The 15,856-nt window shown below is 49.3% G+C and carries 14 protein-coding genes; 10 read left to right on the forward strand and 4 right to left on the reverse strand.

What is annotated here, in order from left to right; all coding sequences use genetic code 11:
- Positions 1 to 72: 72 nt before the first annotated feature.
- Positions 73 to 1,131 carry an anthranilate phosphoribosyltransferase gene (locus tag AC0MA3_RS01865; RefSeq protein WP_474655163.1) on the reverse strand — a complete coding sequence of 353 codons (1,059 nt, stop codon included), beginning with the start codon at positions 1,129 to 1,131 and terminating at the stop codon, positions 73 to 75.
- A 5-nt stretch (positions 1,132 to 1,136) separates the two neighbouring features.
- Positions 1,137 to 1,733 carry an ANTAR domain-containing response regulator gene (locus AC0MA3_RS01870; RefSeq protein ID WP_379152587.1) on the reverse strand — a complete coding sequence of 199 codons (597 nt, stop codon included), beginning with the start codon at positions 1,731 to 1,733 and terminating at the stop codon, positions 1,137 to 1,139.
- A gap of 333 nt (positions 1,734 to 2,066) precedes the next feature.
- On the opposite strand from AC0MA3_RS01870, the gene nirB reads away from it, so the two are divergent.
- From nirB to AC0MA3_RS01915, 9 genes are all read left to right on the forward strand, one after another.
- The gene (nirB, locus tag AC0MA3_RS01875; protein WP_474654973.1) at positions 2,067 to 4,514 is read left to right on the forward strand and encodes a nitrite reductase large subunit NirB; all 2,448 of its coding nucleotides are present in this window, start codon (positions 2,067 to 2,069) and stop codon (positions 4,512 to 4,514) included.
- Between the two features lie 2 nt (positions 4,515 to 4,516).
- Positions 4,517 to 4,840: a nitrite reductase small subunit NirD gene (gene nirD, locus AC0MA3_RS01880; protein ID WP_474655164.1), complete on the forward strand. Its 324-nt coding sequence runs from the start codon at positions 4,517 to 4,519 to the stop codon at positions 4,838 to 4,840.
- Positions 4,837 to 5,604, forward strand: a complete 768-nt coding sequence (gene cobA / locus AC0MA3_RS01885; RefSeq protein WP_474654974.1) for a uroporphyrinogen-III C-methyltransferase — start codon at positions 4,837 to 4,839, stop codon at positions 5,602 to 5,604. Before nirD ends, cobA begins: the two co-directional genes overlap by 4 nt.
- Before the next feature lie 133 nt (positions 5,605 to 5,737).
- Complete coding sequence (locus AC0MA3_RS01890) at positions 5,738 to 6,055, forward strand: iron-sulfur cluster biosynthesis family protein (RefSeq protein WP_474654975.1); 318 nt, start codon at positions 5,738 to 5,740, stop codon at positions 6,053 to 6,055.
- A 165-nt stretch (positions 6,056 to 6,220) separates the two neighbouring features.
- The gene (locus AC0MA3_RS01895) at positions 6,221 to 6,910 is read left to right on the forward strand and encodes a response regulator transcription factor (RefSeq protein ID WP_379152575.1); all 690 of its coding nucleotides are present in this window, start codon (positions 6,221 to 6,223) and stop codon (positions 6,908 to 6,910) included.
- A complete protein-coding gene (locus AC0MA3_RS01900; RefSeq protein ID WP_474654976.1) occupies positions 6,903 to 7,997 on the forward strand; it encodes a sensor histidine kinase in 1,095 nt (364 codons plus the stop codon). Before AC0MA3_RS01895 ends, AC0MA3_RS01900 begins: the two co-directional genes overlap by 8 nt.
- Before the next feature lie 106 nt (positions 7,998 to 8,103).
- Positions 8,104 to 8,982, forward strand: a complete 879-nt coding sequence (locus tag AC0MA3_RS01905; protein WP_474654977.1) for a M15 family metallopeptidase — start codon at positions 8,104 to 8,106, stop codon at positions 8,980 to 8,982.
- Complete coding sequence (locus AC0MA3_RS01910) at positions 8,979 to 9,467, forward strand: VanZ family protein (protein WP_474654978.1); 489 nt, start codon at positions 8,979 to 8,981, stop codon at positions 9,465 to 9,467. The genes AC0MA3_RS01905 and AC0MA3_RS01910 overlap by 4 nt, the downstream gene beginning before the upstream one ends.
- A gap of 100 nt (positions 9,468 to 9,567) precedes the next feature.
- Positions 9,568 to 10,932 (forward strand): sedoheptulokinase, encoded by a 1,365-nt coding sequence (locus AC0MA3_RS01915; protein WP_474654979.1) that lies wholly within the window; start codon positions 9,568 to 9,570, stop codon positions 10,930 to 10,932.
- Between the two features lie 26 nt (positions 10,933 to 10,958).
- On the opposite strand, the gene AC0MA3_RS01920 is transcribed toward AC0MA3_RS01915, so the two are convergent.
- The gene (locus AC0MA3_RS01920) at positions 10,959 to 11,597 is read right to left on the reverse strand and encodes an acetylglutamate kinase (RefSeq protein ID WP_474654980.1); all 639 of its coding nucleotides are present in this window, start codon (positions 11,595 to 11,597) and stop codon (positions 10,959 to 10,961) included.
- A gap of 204 nt (positions 11,598 to 11,801) precedes the next feature.
- Positions 11,802 to 14,921: a beta-galactosidase, LacZ type gene (lacZ, locus tag AC0MA3_RS01925; RefSeq protein WP_474654981.1), complete on the reverse strand. Its 3,120-nt coding sequence runs from the start codon at positions 14,919 to 14,921 to the stop codon at positions 11,802 to 11,804.
- 107 nt (positions 14,922 to 15,028) lie between these two features.
- On the opposite strand from lacZ, the gene AC0MA3_RS01930 reads away from it, so the two are divergent.
- The gene (locus tag AC0MA3_RS01930; protein WP_379152557.1) at positions 15,029 to 15,853 is read left to right on the forward strand and encodes a helix-turn-helix transcriptional regulator; all 825 of its coding nucleotides are present in this window, start codon (positions 15,029 to 15,031) and stop codon (positions 15,851 to 15,853) included.
- The last annotated feature ends 3 nt before the right edge of the window (positions 15,854 to 15,856 follow it).

The following is a 15,856-nucleotide window of genomic DNA, read 5'->3' on the forward strand; positions in this document are numbered from 1 at the left end:
AACCCTTACAATGTCCATAATTGAACAAAAAGCGCGTATCCGCAATGCCACGGATGCGCGCTTTTTATAATCTTAGATGGACAGTCCGTATCCGGAAGGGGCTTTGCTGCCCAGGAGCGAGTGTTTCCATTGCTGATAGGCTTCCCAGGCATCCCCGTTATCCAGCAGATGCTTGCAGGTATACACACCTTCTTCAATCGAATTAACCTTCTCGGCCAGATGGAGCCGTGCTGCACCATTTAACAGCACTTGATTATAAAAGGCCAGGTGGCCTTCGCCTTGAAGCACAGCTTCCGCCATCAACAGCTGTTGACGCGGGGTCCAGTCCATTTCCGGCACAGGAGTCTCCAGGCCAAGCGATTCCGGATCAATAATATCCAATTGGGCGGTATCGCCGGAAATGGAATATACCCGGTTGGGGCGGTCAATGTATAGATCCTCTGACCCTTCGACACCTTGCACGACCAGGCCTTTGCGATAACCAAGCTTGATAATCATTCTGGATATACGGTCAAACACTGTGTTGTGATAAATACCATACACAATGTAAGGCGAACAGGAATAGTCAATCAGCTTTTCTACCGTATTGAAGATGGTACGCATACCAATATCCTCACGGAGATTGCGAATGTCCGCTAGAGGCGGACACCACTTTTCAGAATCGACGAACAGCACACCGCTCTTGCCGGCGGACTCAATCATTTCAGCTTTGCTGAGTGCACCAATCTCAATCCCGGTTTCCTGAATAATATCCTGCAGGGTGATTCCCCATTTAGGCGGTAAGGAAGCTGATCCGTGAAGTGTGACAGGAAGGCCGGCTGCCGCTAGGACAAAAGAGGTCGGAAAGGTGGCGGTGAACGATTTTTTCCGGCCGTCATAGGGACCTGCACAATCCAATCCCTGTAGAACCGGTTCGCGGTGGGCATGTTTGCGGCAGACCGATACAAAGGCCTCCAGCTCTTCGAAGCTTTCCAGTTTGATGCGCTCGGCAATCAGAAAGGCGCCGATCTGGACCGGAGAAGCCGTCAGATTCAGTATCGACTCAGCTGCGGCTTCCGCTTCTTCATAGGTTAAGTCACGGGCTCCCCGTTTACCCCGGGCAACTTCTTTTAGTATATTAATCATATGGATTCTCCTTAAGTTTGATCCTGCAGCAGCTGATACACTTTGACGATAGAAGTGGCTACATCAACCATCCGCTTGCGTTCGTTCATAGCCTGCTTGCGAAGAAGATCATAGGCTTCGGATTCACTGATGTTTTTGGCTTTGGAGAGGATGCCTTTAGCCATATCGATCCATTTGCGCTCTTCAATCCGCGATAGAAGCTGCTCCCGCTCCTTCAGCCATTGCTGGCGCTCAAAGCATTGTCTGGCGCTGAAATGAAGAATCCAATGAATTTCCTGCGGCTGCATGGAAGGGGATAAGATTCCGTCCACCATAATGTCGTCTTCACAGGCAGCGACCGATAAGGTTGAGGTGGATGAAGTGCACCACCATAGAATGGGAGCCGTTTTGCACTTCATCAGCGAGGTTCTCCAGGTCTGGATCTCCGTAATCGGAAGATCAAGGATCGAGGCATCCGCATCTCTGATCATCCGCATGGCCTCTTCTGGCGAAGCTGCCGCTGAGATTACATAGCCGCATGAACGAAGCAGGGTATCCGGGCCTGTTGATGAACGCTCTTCTCTGACGTTCTCTGTCTTGTTATTCTGAATAATCAACAGGGAATGCATAGTTTGACGCTCCTTTTATATCGTAGTCACCGGTTGTGATCAACCAGCAGCAGCGTGCACGAAAGATAGATGATGTAATATTATATAACACAGAAGAGGTTGTTTTGTCGATAAATTTAAAAATCAAAAATTTATGTGTTAACAATATTGACGTAATTGGAGTTCCTGTAGTATAGTCGTTTTAACAAATTCATCAAGTCTACGAATACAATGGTGTATTCGCTTGAAGCGGCAATGGCGCCTGCTTTCACTTTTTCGCAAACGGAAGATTTATGTTTCCGTGCGGAGTGAAGCGGGCTTTTTCTGTTGCTCACATGGAGAGGAGAGAGACAGATGTCAGATATTCGCAAAAAACTCATATTGGTGGGTAACGGAATGGCGGGGGTACGGGCCATCGAACATTTATTGAAGTTATCCCCGGAGGCTTACGAGATTACCATCTTCGGCTCCGAACCGCATCCGAATTACAACCGGATTATGCTGTCCTCTGTTCTGGCAGGCGGGAGCAGCATGGAAGAAATCGTAATCAATGATCTGGAGTGGTATCACAGCCACGGGATCCGTCTATACATGGGTCATACCATTACAAATATCGATACTGTGCAGCGCAAAGTATACTCGGATCAAGGGGTGGTGCTGCCTTATGATGAACTGATTCTGGCTACAGGCTCCAATCCGTTCATGCTGCCGCTGCCGGGAGCTGATAAGGAAGGCGTAATTGCTTTCCGCGACATTAAGGATTGCCAGATTATGCAGGAAACCTCACAAGTGTACCGTAAAGCAGTGGTTATCGGCGGAGGGCTGCTGGGATTGGAAGCGGCCAGAGGCTTGCTGCATCTGGGAATGGAAGTATCCGTTGTGCACATTCATCCCTATATTATGGAGCGCCAGTTAGATGAACCGGCATCCATCATGCTCCGTAAGGAGCTGGAAGAGCAGGGGATGAAGTTCCTGCTGAGCAAACAATCCGAAGCGATTCTCGGCAAAAAGAGAGTCAAAAGCCTGCTGTTCGCAGACGGTGAAGTTGCTGAGGCGGATCTGATCGTTATGGCAGTAGGCATCAAACCGAATGTTGAACTGGCGCAGAAAAGCGGCATAGCGATTAACCGGGGCATCATCGTCAATGATTTTATGGAGACCAATATTCCTGGAATCTACGCCGTAGGTGAATGTGCAGAGCATAGAGGGATTGCTTATGGACTTGTAGCTCCGCTGTATGAACAAGGTGCGGTTCTTGCCAAAAGACTGGCACGGGTCGCAACGGAAGGTTATTCCGGCTCTGTAACCTCAACCAAACTGAAAGTATCGGGTGTCGATGTATTCTCGGCTGGACAGTTCATTGAGCGGCCCGGTACCCGGGCGCTTCGATATCAGGACGAGATAGACGGGGTCTATAAGAAGCTGGTTATTGAGGATGACAAGCTGGTCGGGGCGGTATTATTCGGTGACACCGGTGACGGTGCACAGCTCTTCTCCATGATTAAGAACGGAGAGAATATTAAAGGGAAAGAAAAAGAACTGCTGCTCGGCATATCCTCTGACGCGCTGGCTTCTCCCAAAGGCAACCGGCTTGAGGGGATGGCCGATGATGAAATTATTTGCGGCTGTAACGGAGTTTCCAAAGGAGCCATCGCGGAAGCGATTCAAACTGGCGGCTGCACGAGTGTCGGCCAGATCAAGGCCTGCACCAAAGCCTCTGCATCCTGCGGCGGCTGCAAACCTCTGGTAGAAGGACTTCTGCAATTATATGCTGGAGATCATGTCGTGACAGTTAAAGAAGGGATATGCGGCTGCACCACCTTGGGACGTGACGAGATTGTCGCGGAGATCAAGCGCATGGAGCTGAAGACCGTCAAGGAAGTCATGAATGTCCTGGAATGGAACAATGAAGAGGGCTGCCCCAAATGCCGTCCTTCATTGAACTATTATCTGGGAATGCTGTGGCCGGAAGAATATGTGGATGAGAAGGAATCACGCATTACCAACGAACGTTACCACGCCAATATCCAGAAAGATGGAACCTACTCCGTGGTTCCCCGGATCTACGGCGGGGTTACTTCACCCGCTGAACTCATGAAGATCGCTGAAGTTGCTGCCAAATTTGATGTTCCTCTGGTGAAGTTTACCGGTGGTCAAAGACTGGATCTGCTCGGAGTCAAAAAAGAAGATCTGCCCAAGATGTGGGAAGAGCTGGATATGCCTTCAGGTCACGCCTACGGCAAGACCCTGCGTACGGTTAAAACTTGCGTGGGCTCCACCTTCTGCCGGTTCGGAACCCAGGATGCTATGGGGATGGGGATCAAGCTTGAGAAAGCATTCGAACGGCTCAACACCCCAGGTAAGGTTAAGCTTGCTGTATCCGGTTGTCCCCGCAATTGTGCGGAAGCTACGATTAAGGATTTTGGCGTAGTAGCGATTGATGGCGGATGGGAACTTCATGTTGGAGGCAATGGCGGCGTACATGTGCGGGCAACCGACCTGCTCTGTGTGGTCAAAACGGATGATGAGGTTATGGAGTGGGCCAGCGCTTTCCTGCAATATTACCGCGAGAATGCCGGATGGAATGAGCGGACCGCACAGTGGGTTGAACGGGTGGGTCTGGACAGCATCAAGGCTGCACTGGAGTTACGGGAGGACCGCCTGGCCCTTCAGGAGAGAATCCAGCATGCGCTCAGTCTTACAACCGATCCTTGGAAGCAAATCGTGAATGAACCAGAGCTGCGTAAAAATTTCGAGCAACTGTCTGAGACGAAGACGGTATTGAAGGGGGAAGCCATATGACAATGACCAAAATGCTGGTGGGCAAGGTGACGGATATTGATGTGAAGGGCTCCCGGATCGTCAGAATGGGTGACAAAGAAATTGCACTATTCCGCCTCTCAGATGGCGAAGTGCTTGCTCTAGAGAATAAATGTCCGCATAAAGGCGGAGTCTTGTCGGAAGGAATGGTCTGTGGTTCTAAGGTGCACTGTCCGATGCATGATTGGCGCATTGATCTGCACAGCGGGGATGTACAGGCGCCGGATCATGGTCACGTAGTCACTTATGAGGTCGAAGTGGACAGGAGAAGCGGTTCCATCTATTTAACTCTGGAGGGAAGCCTATGATCCAGGGAAGCGTGTCTATTGTCGGAGCGGGTCCCGGTGACCCGGAACTTCTTACTGTCAAAGCCATGCGCAGAATTCAAACCGCTGATGTAATTCTCTATGACCGGCTGGTGAACGATGAAATTCTTAGTTACGGCAAACCAGAGGCACTGCGGATCTATGTCGGGAAAGCGCCCGGACATCATTCCATGCCGCAGGAAGCTATCGAGAATCTAATCATTAAATACGCTTCTGCAGGTAATCATGTTGTCCGGTTAAAGGGAGGAGACCCCTATGTCTTCGGAAGAGGCGGGGAGGAAGCAATGGCTGTTGCTGCAGCCGGCATCGATTATGAAGTCATTCCCGGCATCACCTCGGCTATCGGCTCCGCCGCCTCTGCCGGCATTCCGCTGACACACCGCGGGCTGGCTGCGTCTTTTGCAATTGTGACTGGAAGCCGGTGCCACGATCAGACTTCAGCTGCACACTGGGAGGGTCTTGTCCATAGTGTAGATACGCTCGTTATTTATATGGGTGTCAGTACGCTAAGTGACATCCGGCAGCAGTTACTTAAGTACGGGAAGAGTCCAGCGACTCCGGCTGCCCTGATCGAGAATGGAACGACTGTCCATGAACGGGTCATCACAGGAACACTGGGAAATATAGATAAGCTCGCTACCGCACTGAAGATCAGCAATCCGGCACTTATTATTATTGGTGAATCCGTGGCGGTAAGAGATCAGCTACTGCGGCTGGAGAAGGGTGTACGCTCTCGGATCGGTTAATGCTGCTTATGTCAATTTGCCGGAGTGTCATAATTGAAGTGACCCCAATCACTGGACTTAGAGCCTCAAACGGACTATACTTTGCACAGATTACAGTGTTGAACTTTACTGATGCAAGGGAGAGAACGGTGAGATGCAGATTCTACTAGACCAAGTGACAACCGGACGCCTTGAAGAAAATTTGGGTGGTAAGCCGGGATATCTTAAGCTGTTCTACGATACCGAGGATTGCGGCTGCAATGGAGTTCTTGTGATCCAGATTGTAGACAGACCTAACGATACGGACATCGTTATACAGAACGAGCCCTTCGTCTTCGTGTGTGACCGCCAGCAGGAATCATTGTTTGATTCCACTATGACGCTGCAAGCAGAAGAGAACTACCCTTCCTATAAGCTGACGAGTCCATCCGGACTGTTAAGCTCGAACCTAAGAATTAAGGATCTCCGGTAAGGATGAAGGTCCCCTGACATAACGAATCGCTCTTTATAATGGCGGGATAGCCCACCATTTTATAAAGAGCGATTTGTTTGTGTGTGGAAGTGGATGGACCGAAAGAGTGACCCCAAAAGCAGTTTCCAGTATAATAGTGGAATCTGAAACAGGAGGCTGTAACCAATGAAGCCGATTACAATCTTAATAGCGGATGATGAGGCGGAGATCGCTGATCTGATAGCCATGAACCTGGAGAAGGAGGGCTATCTTACGGTCAAAGCTCTGAACGGGCTTGCAGCTATCCAGACCGTACAAACCCAGCCTGTCGATCTGGCCATACTGGATATCATGATGCCCGGGCTTGATGGCCATGAGGTTACTCGGCAGATTCGTGAGCAGCACCGCATGCCGATCATTTTTTTGAGTGCTAAGGCTTCGGATTTGGATAAGATTACGGGGCTGGTTCTTGGTGCCGACGACTACATGACCAAACCCTTCAACCCCATGGAACTGGTGGCGCGGGTCAATGCCCAGCTTCGCCGGGCCATGCAGCTGAATCAGCCGGATACCGACATTACGTCCATCCTGCAGGTGGGAGGGCTGATCATTGATCCGGATAAACGCACAGTTTCAATCTATGGGCAAACGGCGGAGCTGACCCCTAAGGAATTCGATATTTTGTACCTGCTTGCCAGCCATCCGAACAAGGTATTCAGTGCAGAGAATCTTTTCGAGCAGGTATGGGGCGAGTCTTACTACGACAGCGGGAATACGGTGATGGTCCATATCCGCACCCTCCGGAAGAAGCTGGGTGAGGACCCTAAGAAATTCATCAAAACCGTGTGGGGAGTAGGGTATACGTTCAATGGCTAGACCCCAACGCAGTTTCCGTACAAGTATGCTGATGCTGTTCGGACTCAGTATGCTGATCTCCGGTTTTTTCACCTATCTGGTCTATAAAGGGCTCCAGATGTACTATCATGAACAGGTCCTGGCAGAAGATGATATCGTACGTGTACGGGTCTTCATGAACCGGGTCGGGGATGTTAACTTTTTTTTAATTCTGTTTGTGCCGCTCGCGATCCTGTTTTTCTTCCTGCTGACCAAACGTTATGCTACCTATTTTGAACAAATATCCTCAGGCATTCACAGTCTCGCCAACGGAGAATTCAGTGCCCGCGTGGACATTGCCTCCCATGACGAGTTCCAGGCAATTGCTGATGATATTAACCGGGCTAGTGAGCAGCTGCAAGGGGCTGTCGCAAGGGGGGATTTTGCCGAGAGCAGTAAGGATCAGCTGGTGCTGAATCTGGCGCATGATATCCGTACGCCGCTGACTTCGGTGCTGGGCTACCTGGACTATATCTTGAATACTACCGATTTGTCTGCGGAGCAGGCAAGGCATTACACCCGGATTGCTTATACCAAATCACAGCGTCTGGAGAAGCTGATTGAAGAGCTGTTCGAGATTACCCGAATGAACTACGGAATGCTTACGGTGGAGAAGAAACCCATCGATCTCAGCGAGCTGCTGTTCCAGCTGAGTGAAGAGCTGTATCCGCTGTTCGAGAAGAACAAGCTGGTTGCAAGGCTCCATATCGTACCGCAACTGATGATACCGGCGGAAGGAGAACTGCTGGCCCGTGTCTTTGAGAATCTTCTGACCAATGCCGCACGTTACGGCAGGGACGGTCAATATGTGGATATCCATTGCAAAGTGGAAGACAGCCATGCGGTTGTTGAGGTCATGAATTACGGACATTTCATTCCACCAGAAGAGCTGCCATTCCTGTTTGATATGTTCTATACCGGGGACCAGGTACGCACATCGGATACGAAGAGTACGGGACTTGGGCTTTTTATCGCCAAAAATATCGTTGAGCGCCATGGCGGCACCATCTCCGCAGAGAGTAGTGTAACCTCTACGATTTTCAAAGTGACTTTACCGCTTAAGCCCTGATATGAATCCTAGCTGTAACTTAAGAAAAATTTAATTTTTAGGCCACTTTGTATTTAAGCTTTTTCCTATATTCTGGTGAAACATACGGTAAAGGGAGATGCTTGCATTGAAAAAGTGGCTTTTTTTGTTCATTGTTTTGCTGGTCATCGTATTCAGGTTTTGTCTAAAGGAAGGGCTGCTGGCAAAAGAACCCTCCATTCAGGAGCACCCGGCTGCTCTATCTGCATCTGCAGAAGACTACATCACTATAAAGATAGACAAAGAACAAATTCACCAGGGGAATCTCATCTTGGTCAACAAAGATTATTCTGTACATAAGAAAGGGGTATCTAAGGATATCGTTGCACTTTCACAGCATGATGAGTTAACCCCAGGCTTTGAACTGCTGGATCCATCCATTGAAATGTCACGCAGTGTAACCGAAAGGTTCTCGAAATTGACCGAAGCGGCTGCCAAGGACGGGGTGGAGCATTTCCGCATCAGCAGCGGATACCGGGATCAAGCCGAACAACGCAAGCTCTATCGTGAAAAAGGAGCGGATTACGCGCTTCCCGCAGGTCACAGTGAGCATAACACAGGCTTATCGCTGGACATCGGCTCCTCCCAAGGTGAGATTGCCCATTCTCCCGAGGGAGAGTGGCTGCAGGCTAATGCGTGGCATTATGGATTTATTCTGAGGTATCCTGCCGATAAGACGAATATCACCGGTATTCAATACGAGGCCTGGCATTTCCGTTATGTCGGGTTGCCGCACAGTCTGCTGATGAAGGAGAAGCACCAGGTCCTGGAGGAATATCTTGCTGACTTGAAGAAACGAAAGCGTCTGCAGGTTATGGTCGACAATCGAAAGTATCTGATTCTATATGTACCGGGTTCAGAGCTTGACAGTGTTCAATTACCGGCAGGGCATCCTTATGAAATATCCGGCAACAACATGGATGGGGTAATAGTCACTGTGCAACTGAGTAAGTGGGTGACATCATGAAGAAATGGAACAGGAAGCTTATTATCTTAGGATATGCTGTATATTTGTACCTGCTGGTCAAAATAATTTTGTTCAAATATGGGCCTGTAGACATCCGAGAACTCTGGTACCAGCTGCATAATGTGTTGGAGGTTCCTGGGATGATTCAGAACCGCCTGGCGTTTGCTAACTTTACACCATTCGTCTCCATTAACCGTAATCTGGAACGGCTCTCGAATCCCAATGATTTCATAAATCTGTTCGGGAATATTGCACTTTTTATTCCGCAAGGAATAATCGTAAGGTTAATTGGAAGAGGAGGCTTGTTCACTGCTTTCATATACTCTTTCGCATGGAGCGCGGCAATGGAAGGCACCCAGATTCTTTTAGCCATGGGGAGCTTTGATGTGGATGATCTTATTCTGAACGTGCTCGGAGGACTGATTGGATATGCCATCAGCAGGATAATCATCCCTCGGCCTGTTGTCCTCTCAAAGAAATCGTAAGTCTGTGCGAACGCAAAGAACGGCTTGATTTAGATCTGGCGACCATAACGGAACAAGCTATAATTCATGTATGGGCTGAGTTTTGAGAGGAGGAAAGCACTTGAGAATCATCGGAATCGATATAGGAACGACTTCCATAACGGGTATGGTCTATGATCTGGAACAACGCCGTACCCTGCACTCCATTAGTGAAAAGAATGCTGCACACTTGAATGTCAGCCAGCAAGAATGGGAGCGTCTTCAAGATCCTTCAATCATTGTTAATATAGTTCATGGCATACTTAGCAAACTACACGAATGGCAGCCAGGGATACAAGGTATCGGACTGACCGGACAAATGCACGGTATCTTGTATACAGATGCTTCGGGGAAACATCTGACCCCACTATATACGTGGCAGGATGGCAGAGGAGGTCAGCCTTACGATAAGGATTATACCTTTGCACAAAAACTGGGTGAAAATACCGGATACGCGGTTTTTCCCGGCTATGGGCTGGTAACTCATTTCTATAACCTGCAGCACAGTCTTGTCCCGCCGGAAGCTGTCAGCTTTTGCACCATTGCCGATTATGCCGCTATGAGACTTGCCGGGAGAACATGGCCACTTATTGATCCCACCCAAGCTGCCGGGCTGGGATGCTATAGCATCACGGAGGGGGATTTCGACAAGGAGGCCATCGCACGGTCAGGTATAGGTACTGAACTGTTGCCGAAGGTAGCTCCATCCGGAACACTTCTTGGCTTAACCCTCGAAGGGGTTCCGGTATTCACATCTTTGGGGGACAATCAGGCAAGCTTCCTTGGCAGTGTACCGTTTCCGGAAGAATCGCTGCTGCTGAACATCGGGACCGGAAGCCAGTTCTCCGTAATGCTGAATCACTCTGGCATCCCGGTTGAGGGGCTGGAAGCACGGCCTTATCCGGGTGGTGGTGTGCTGATGGTCGGAGCCGCACTGAGCGGCGGCAAATCCTATGCGCTACTGGAGAAGTTCATTCGTCAACTGATAGAAGCCTATACTGGAGAATCCCATGAGGAGATGTACACCTTTATGGATACATTACTTGGAGACGGGCAAGCGTCTACTCTTGGTCTGTCTGTGAACACGCAATTTCTGGGAACAAGGCAGTATCCTGAAGCTCGTGGAAGTATAGGGGGGATTACGCTGGACAATTTCACTCCAGGTCTGCTGACCCACGCTTTTCTCCAGGGTATGGTTGACGAGCTGTATGCATTTTATGATCGCATTGTGAAATTGAGTCCGGAGAATCATTGGACTGGACTTATTGGCTCCGGCAACGCCCTGCGCGCAAATCCGGCTCTGTGCACGAAAGTGGAAGAGCGATTCGGACTGCCCCTTACGCTAAGTTCAGCTTCGGAGGAAGCTGCTGTTGGAGCAGTCTTATGCGCGGCAGTTGGCGCCGGGATGATTGGGAGCTTCAAGGAAGCTGGACAATACTTAGGATGAAGCTACTATTCACCGTGTGAAGCATGTTATCTGAAGCTTTGCGGGAACTGGCTGATGATCGCATTCGTGATCATATCGGCCATGGCCAGCGCTCCCTTTTGAATAGAGTCATACAGCTGTACGCTTTGTTTATAATCCTTTTGGAGCAGACTGACAGCTTCCGCCTTGGTTAATGCAAGATGCTGATAGAACATTTGCCTGAATTCTTCTTTGGGAAAATACGGGTTGATGCGGCTGAGAAATTCGACAATCTGATCGCCATTAGCAACCCATTTCTTCTCGGCAGCTGCAGCAGCCGTCTGATCTCCAGCTTTTGCGGCTTTTACCAGGTCGGCAGCAATGACTAGATGTTCTTTGATTAGCTGCGCGTAAACATCACCTGCAGCCGCACCATAAGAGGGCTTAAGGGCATCGCCCATGTCTGAAGGATTCCTCAGGAGACGTGCCAAAGTCTCATCTGTGTCAGGTAAGCCATATACAAGGCTGCGGATTGCAATCACAGTCCACGTTACATGCTGCTCCCAGAGCGACCTCATGAGACTCATCAGATCCACTTGCGGTCTGCTCAGGCATTCAGAAGACACCGCCATGTGCATTGACATGGGTTGGTGACTGGCATTCGGATTGCCCTCAGCGGGATAGTAGGGTCGCCAATCATATTGCATGGAATTTCCTCCTTAGAATGAGTAGCATCACTGTCTGACGCCAGCTTCGTAATTACTGGTACCAGTAGAATTGGTTTAGATCATGTATACCGTATCTTATGGAATATCCGCCCAAGTGTTCTCAGGATATCATAAAGGCGCGTTTCCCCTCTTCAAGAAGGGAAATGCGCCTTTTCTAATTTCTAACCTTTTAAAAAGGAACGATTAAAGAACAGATAACGTAAAGCGGAAGCTGTAAGGACGGTTGGATGGCAGGGTGAACTCATCATGAGTTGGAGCTCCCCAGCTGTCATCTCCGCCGACACCCATTTGTTTGTAATTAACTCTCAGCACACTTTTGGTGGAAGGCGCCAATTTGTAGCCATGATCACTCGCTTCTAGCTCTTCCGGTGTCCAAGGGAGCACATTGATCTCCATCGGCAAGCTGCTCTCCAAGTGAAGCCCGTTGCCGGTTGAACTTTCCGTTAGGGAAGCAAAGCGAACTCCGGTTTTGTTGCCGCACTCCTGCGGTTTGAGGTAATTCACGAACTGTTCGCTTACCTTGCCGGAATAACGTCCCAGCTTGGCGCTTGTCTGGCGGTCCCAATAGTTCTCATGAGGACCTTTACCGTACCAGGAGATTGTATCCAGTTCCTTGTCCAGTTCAAACAGCAATCCGAATTCAGGGATTTCAGGCAGCTTATCGCTACCTGGATTCAGCTCCTGTGAAATCTCGATCTTTTCGTCTGGCGTAATCTTGTATTGCAGCAGCAGAGTGGAGGCAGGCTCAGTACCAAGCAGGTAGTTCACTGTCACAATGCAAAGGTTGTCTCCGGCAGAGTAGGAGAACCCGGTAAGTGTTCTGTTGTAGGACACCTCTCTCCACACTGCACAACGCTTATCGAGTCCATTCCCCAGATCATTGTCGGTTACCGCTCTCCAGAAATTAGGTCTTACCGGAGCAAGCAAGCGTTCCTTCCCGGACGAAGTATAGGAGAACAGGTCACCATTTGCCTTATGGAATGCCAGCGCAAAGCTTTCTCCCTGGACGGTAAGAACATCCGCTTGTTCTGTGATACTTAATGCACTTCCAGTGGCAGCATTCACTGATGGGCTTACTGCGACACGCGGAGACAATACAAATTGTTCCCAGGCAATCTCATGGTTAACTTCAGACCATGCAGTCGCTGCAGGCTGCGTGAAGGACAGCGTCAATACTGCTTCTTGTCCATTTACCAAAGTGCTCTGATCGTAAGGAAGGACACATTCGGCCGTTTCTCCTGGTTCAGCAGAGACCTGTGCAACACCTTCCTGCACAACAACGCCATCTAAAGATACTGTCCATTTCAACTCAAACTCTGCGATGTTTGTAAACAGGTAGTTGTTGCGGATTTCAAAACGGCCTTGAGCCAGATCCGCAGCGGTTATTTTCACATTCTGATAGCATTTCTTAACTTCAAGAAGTTTAGGTGTAACGGATCGGTCAGCGAACAGCAACCCGTTACCGGAGAAATTACCGTCATGCGGCGTTTCGCCGAAATCTCCACCGTACGCCAGGTAGGATATACCGTCGGCAGTTGTGGTGCGGATCGCCTGATCGACCCAGTCCCAGATGAAGCCGCCCTGGATAATATCGTACTGATCGAACAGCTCTGTGTATAAATGCAGACCTCCGCATGAATTACCCATAGCATGGCTGTATTCGCACAGGATATAAGGTTTTTTCGGATCATTCTTAGCATACTCGACAACATCACGGGGCTTAATGTACATAGTGGATTCAATATCGCTTGCCGCATCAGATGGCCGGTAATGGAAGATGCCTTCATAATGAACGACCCGGCTCGGATCAGCTTCACGCAGATAGTCATGCATAGCGATAAAGTTATCGCCTCCGAACGACTCATTGCCGAGCGACCAGATGATAACAGATGGATGGTTCTTGTCTCTTTGCATCATGGAATTACAGCGGTCCAGCACATTGGCGCGCCATTCCGGTCTGCTGGCAGGAACGTTGTACTCATTCAGCTCTTTTTGGCCATATTGCCAGGAACCGTGTGTCTCCAGGTTGGTCTCATCGATTACGTAGAGTCCGTATTCATCACACAGCTCATACCAGATGGACTGGTTCGGGTAATGAGAGGTCCGCACGGCATTAATATTATGAGACTTCATCAGCTCGATATCACGGATCATATCTTCTTTGCCGAGCGCACGTCCGGTCTCACAGGAGAACTCATGACGGTTCGTGCCTTTGAAGACAATGCGTTTGCCGTTAATCTTCATCAGTCCGTCTTTAATTTCAAAAGTACGGAAACCAACCTTAGTGCTGACCGCTTCCTGCAATTCACCCTGTTCATTCTTCAATGAGAGGACAAGAGTATACAGATTCGGCTTTTCGGCGCTCCATTTATCCGGTCCGATAACTTCGGCTCCAAGCTTAAGCTGCTGTAATGCACCCTCTCCAAAGGAAGCGCCAGTAGTTACCGGGGAGGTCCATACGTTCTTGCCATCACCGTTATACAGCTGCATTTCAACCGTAAAGGCACCTGCTGCCGTATTAAAATAGTTCTCCAGCTTCACATCAACGTTGAGTTCAGCATTGGCGTAATTCTCATCCAAGTCGGTGTGCACGAAGAAGTCGGCAATATGCACAGGAGGAGCTGTATACAGGTAGACATCACGAAAAATCCCGCTAAGCCGCCAAAAATCCTGATCCTCCAGCCAGCTGGCATCACACCAGCGGTACACTTCAACCGCCAGCGTATTGTCTCCTTCTTGCAGATAAGCTGTAATATCATATTCGGAAGGGGTAAAGGTATCTTCACCATAACCTACAAGTTCACCATTGACCCACACATAAAATGCAGACTCCACGCCCTGAAAACTGATATACACTGGCTGGCCAGCCCAATCTTCAGGCACTGTAAAGGTACGGATATAGGAACCTACAGGATTGTATTTGGTTGGGGCAAAAGGAGGCTTCAAGTCTGGTTCGGATACCGCCCATGGATAACGGACATTCGTATATTGAGGGTAGTCATAACCCTGAAATTGCCAATGGGAAGGGACGGGGATTTCGGCCCAGCTGCTGCTGTCATAATCTGCGGCATAAAAGTCCTTGATCCGCTGCTCTGGCGTCTCTGCAAATGCAAACTTCCACTTTCCGTTCAGCAGATGATAATTAGGTGAAGCGGTCCGGTCACCCTTAAGCGCTTCAGGGATACTTGGATATGAGATCATGGAGGCATGCGCATCCAGGCGGTTCAGCTGAAAAATCTCCGGGTTGTTATTCCATTCCGGGTATCCATTTGCAGGGGGTACATAGGTAAATTTGTTGCGCACATTAACATCTCCTTATATTATTATATTCATATTATAAAATGCCAATACTTCAAGATATATAGAAGAATATTCGCTTGTATAACACAATATGAAACAGGAGAACTGACATGGAGAGCACATTGATCTTTTGCGAAACAGATGAAATAGAGGCACTGCCGCTGTATGCCACAACTATCGGGTTCTGGGAGCATCAACCGGAACTCGAGCGACCCACGGGGTTCCCGGACTATCAGATGCATCAGGTTCTTGAAGGCAAAGGTGAATTGTTTCTAAAGGATCGGCGTTACATTGTAGAACCGGGGGATGTTTTCTTTCTGTTTCCGCATGTTGCCCATGCCTATGCACCAATCAGTGCTGAATGGAAACTGTCCTGGGTTTCTTTTAATGGAAGAGAAGCGGGAAGACTTCTGACGTATGCCGGAATCCGGGAATCGGGACCTGGACGGCTGAATGATCTCTCCTTACTGAATCCCCTGCAAAAAATGCTTGAGCTGTCACATGCCAACAGTCTTGATGTTAATATGGAGCGTTCCAAGCTGATGTATGCATTAATGCTTGATCTCAAGGCGCAGCTGTCGGCACCGGCAGGCGGTCAGGATGAACTGGAACGCATCAAGCCGGTACTGCAGCATATCGAACTGAATCTGCACCGGACCCTGCCGCTTAAGGAATTAGCAGAGGTAGTGTCGATCTCACCTCAATATCTATGCCGTTTGTTTCAGCGGACACTGCATGAACGGCCTGTGACTTACATTAACAAACAGAGGATCAACCGCAGCAAACAGCTCATGTTCAGCGGCAGGGAGAAAAAGATTTATGAGATTGCCGAGGAGGCGGGGTTTGAGAATACCAGCTATTTCTGTGCCGTCTTCAAACGGGTCACAGGCATGCGGCCAGAGGAGTTCAAGCAGCTTCATGGGCTGGAGGGGTAGGTA

This window comes from Paenibacillus sp. LS-5, assembly GCF_056121505.1.

Bases quoted from the DNA above. Each gene is read 5' to 3' on its own strand.
- AC0MA3_RS01870 (WP_379152587.1), bottom strand. From the start codon at position 1,733: ATGCATTCCCTGTTGATTATTCAGAATAACAAGACAGAGAACGTCAGA.
- nirB (WP_474654973.1), top strand. From the start codon at position 2,067: ATGTCAGATATTCGCAAAAAACTCATATTGGTGGGTAACGGAATGGCG.
- nirD (WP_474655164.1), top strand. From the start codon at position 4,517: ATGACCAAAATGCTGGTGGGCAAGGTGACGGATATTGATGTGAAGGGC.
- cobA (WP_474654974.1), top strand. From the start codon at position 4,837: ATGATCCAGGGAAGCGTGTCTATTGTCGGAGCGGGTCCCGGTGACCCG.
- AC0MA3_RS01890 (WP_474654975.1), top strand. From the start codon at position 5,738: ATGCAGATTCTACTAGACCAAGTGACAACCGGACGCCTTGAAGAAAAT.
- AC0MA3_RS01895 (WP_379152575.1), top strand. From the start codon at position 6,221: ATGAAGCCGATTACAATCTTAATAGCGGATGATGAGGCGGAGATCGCT.
- AC0MA3_RS01900 (WP_474654976.1), top strand. From the start codon at position 6,903: ATGGCTAGACCCCAACGCAGTTTCCGTACAAGTATGCTGATGCTGTTC.
- AC0MA3_RS01910 (WP_474654978.1), top strand. From the start codon at position 8,979: ATGAAGAAATGGAACAGGAAGCTTATTATCTTAGGATATGCTGTATAT.
- AC0MA3_RS01920 (WP_474654980.1), bottom strand. From the start codon at position 11,597: ATGCAATATGATTGGCGACCCTACTATCCCGCTGAGGGCAATCCGAAT.
- AC0MA3_RS01930 (WP_379152557.1), top strand. From the start codon at position 15,029: ATGGAGAGCACATTGATCTTTTGCGAAACAGATGAAATAGAGGCACTG.